Source organism: Mycobacterium sp. TH-M106 (genome assembly GCF_057473765.1).
In genome coordinates this window covers 1-2,145 of the sequence record NZ_JBYCLE010000473.1, presented here as the reverse complement: position 1 = coordinate 2,145, position 2,145 = coordinate 1, and the positions used below count along the sequence as shown (strand labels likewise).

Sequence of the window (2,145 nt, the reverse complement as noted above, 5' to 3'; positions counted from 1 at the left end):
GGGCCAAGGCAGACGCGCGCAGATCCCGCTTGGTCAGCTGACCGTCGTGGTCGAAAGCACTGTCGGGCAAGCCCGTTGCCCAGCCGGTCAGCAACGGTCCGGCCAACTCCAGTGCCACGATGTTCAGCCTCGGCGCGTCGCCGCTCAGCGTCTCGGGTGTGGTTTCCAACCTCGACTCCGATGCGCCGCCAAGATTGCCGAACACCACCATTCGGCTGGCCCCGTAGCCCCGATCGACCAGCAGCGCCGCCACCTGCGCCGGGGTGTGCTCGTCGGAAGAGAGCACCAGCAGCCGACGGCCCGGCGCCACTTCGCGCAGCACCGCGTGCACGTCGCGGCCCACCACGCTGACCACCGCGACCGACTCCGCAGTCCAGCCGAGCCGGGCGCGGGCCAGCGCGACCGAGGACACCGCCGGTAACACCTCGACCCGGTCGACGCCGAACATCGCGACCAGCCTGCTGCCGACGCCGCTGACCATCGGATCGCCCGACGCCAGCGCCACGACGTTCAGCCCAGCCAGGTTCTCGAACAACCCCGGCAGCCCAGCGCGCAGCGGCGACGGCCAGGCGCGTCGCTGCTGTCCGGTCACCGCGGGCAACGACTCCAGTTGCCGCGGCGCACCGATCACCACGTCGGCCGCCATGATGACCGAGCGCGTCGTCTCCGGCAGCTCGGCCCAGCCGTCGGCCCCGATGCCGACCACGACAAGGCGATCCACTTCGGGCACAGAACCGATGCTAACCGGAGCACACACCAATGACTTTCATGCCCGCACCCACCCGCCTGGACGCAGTGACAACCCAGCTATTGAGCGCCCGGGCTTATCGGGGAGCACCGTAGGCTGAATCTTGTGGTGAGCCACGGCATCCTGAGCGGCACGCGATATTCCGTCGAGAACCCTAGCCTGTCGGTGCTGCTCGTCGGGTGAAGGGAGCGGATTCTCCAGCGCCTCGAAGCGGTCGATCGAGAGGTCCGACGTCGATGTCCTTGGTAACACGCGCAGGGCCGTGCAAGCGCACCTCAAGAGCCATGCCGCCCTTGAGTACCCAGAGTCTTGGTTCGGCGACCTGGAGGCAGGCCACGATCCGTTCGAAAAGAGCCTGGCGGCGAAGCCGGTCCAGGGCGACGCCAGTCTCTCGCGAGGTATCAAGCAGTCGGTGCTCCAGAGCGGTTCGTAATGCCTGCGGTGAACCGTAGGTCATGTGACATCGCTGCGGTTGAGCGCACGCTCAAGATAGAGCGCTGCGCATGCAGCGACGGCCTCGGCTCGCGTTCGCAGTGAGCGGACGCTGATAAGCCCGCGCTGCCTCGACCGTGCGGGTCGAGTCCGGTCAGAAGCTGGTCTCTACCGGTCTGTATAGCCTGGTGTGGCCTGCTGGTGCTTGCCTGGCGTGTCCGCGACGAGGAGAAGCTGCTCCGCGACGAGTTGGACGGATACCGTGAGTACATGCAGGCGGTTCGGTATCGCCTGGTGCCGCACATGTGGTGACAGGTCGTAGCTGCCGACGCGAACGGTCCGCCAGGTATCACCGGTCACGTCAGCCTCAACGGCCTCTGTCTGAAGGATGTGGGTTGCGTTGCAATGGATATCGTGTGTGCTATCACCAGCGCGAAGTCGCCCCGGCATCGATCGGTGATATCGCATGCGATGTCGTTCCGTAACAACTGCTACCGCCTAGTTTCCGGTGCGGGTGTGACCGGTGTGGCTTGGCCCGCATATCGATTCATCGCGAACGGCGGCACCCGACCCACAACGGCGGGGTGGACGTGAAGCCGGGGCACACGGTTAGGTGCACACGTGCGGCTTCTCAAGTAATCATTGAGTATTAAAGATATTTCGGTAATATAGTGAGTCGTGTCGTGGAATTCGCGCTGTGGTATAGGACAATTGGTGTGTGGCGGGATCTACTGGCAGGCGACGGTCGGGTAAGGCGGCTAAAGTACGTGCGCGGCGGGACTTTCAAGCGCTCAAGGCCCGGCGGATGGCGGCTGCGGGTATGTTCGCCCGCGGCAAGCGTCAGGTCGACGTGATGGACAAGCTGGGTGTTTCGGCGCAGACCGCGTCACGGTGGCATCGGAGCTTCCTCGCCGAGGGTAAACAGGGACTGGCCGGTGCCGGGCGTGCCGGCCGGTTGCCGAAGC

At 65.4% G+C, this 2,145-nt stretch carries 3 protein-coding genes and 1 pseudogene; 2 read left to right on the top strand and 2 right to left on the bottom strand.

The genetic code is table 11. The features are described from left to right. The coding region (gene cbiE, locus AC2VOP_RS16870) for a precorrin-6y C5,15-methyltransferase (decarboxylating) subunit CbiE (protein WP_486962032.1) at window positions 1-730 on the bottom strand (730 nt) is incomplete at its 3' end. 172 nt (window positions 731-902) lie between these two features. After that, entirely contained in the window at window positions 903-1,205 is a 303-nt protein-coding gene (locus tag AC2VOP_RS16865; protein ID WP_486962031.1) for a nucleotidyl transferase AbiEii/AbiGii toxin family protein, read from the bottom strand. Between the two features lie 100 nt (window positions 1,206-1,305). Here AC2VOP_RS16865 and AC2VOP_RS16860 point away from each other — a divergent pair. Both AC2VOP_RS16860 and AC2VOP_RS16855 read left to right on the top strand, forming a co-directional pair. After that, a pseudogene (locus AC2VOP_RS16860) lies at window positions 1,306-1,492 on the top strand (isoprenylcysteine carboxylmethyltransferase family protein); the annotation flags it as partial. Window positions 1,493-1,985: 493 nt separating this feature from the next. Next, window positions 1,986-2,145: helix-turn-helix domain-containing protein (locus AC2VOP_RS16855; RefSeq protein WP_486962033.1), on the top strand; the 160-nt coding region annotated here is incomplete at its 3' end.

Excerpts from the sequence above, each read along its gene's own strand:
- AC2VOP_RS16865 (WP_486962031.1), bottom strand. The coding sequence starts at position 1,205 with ATGACCTACGGTTCACCGCAGGCATTACGAACCGCTCTGGAGCACCGA.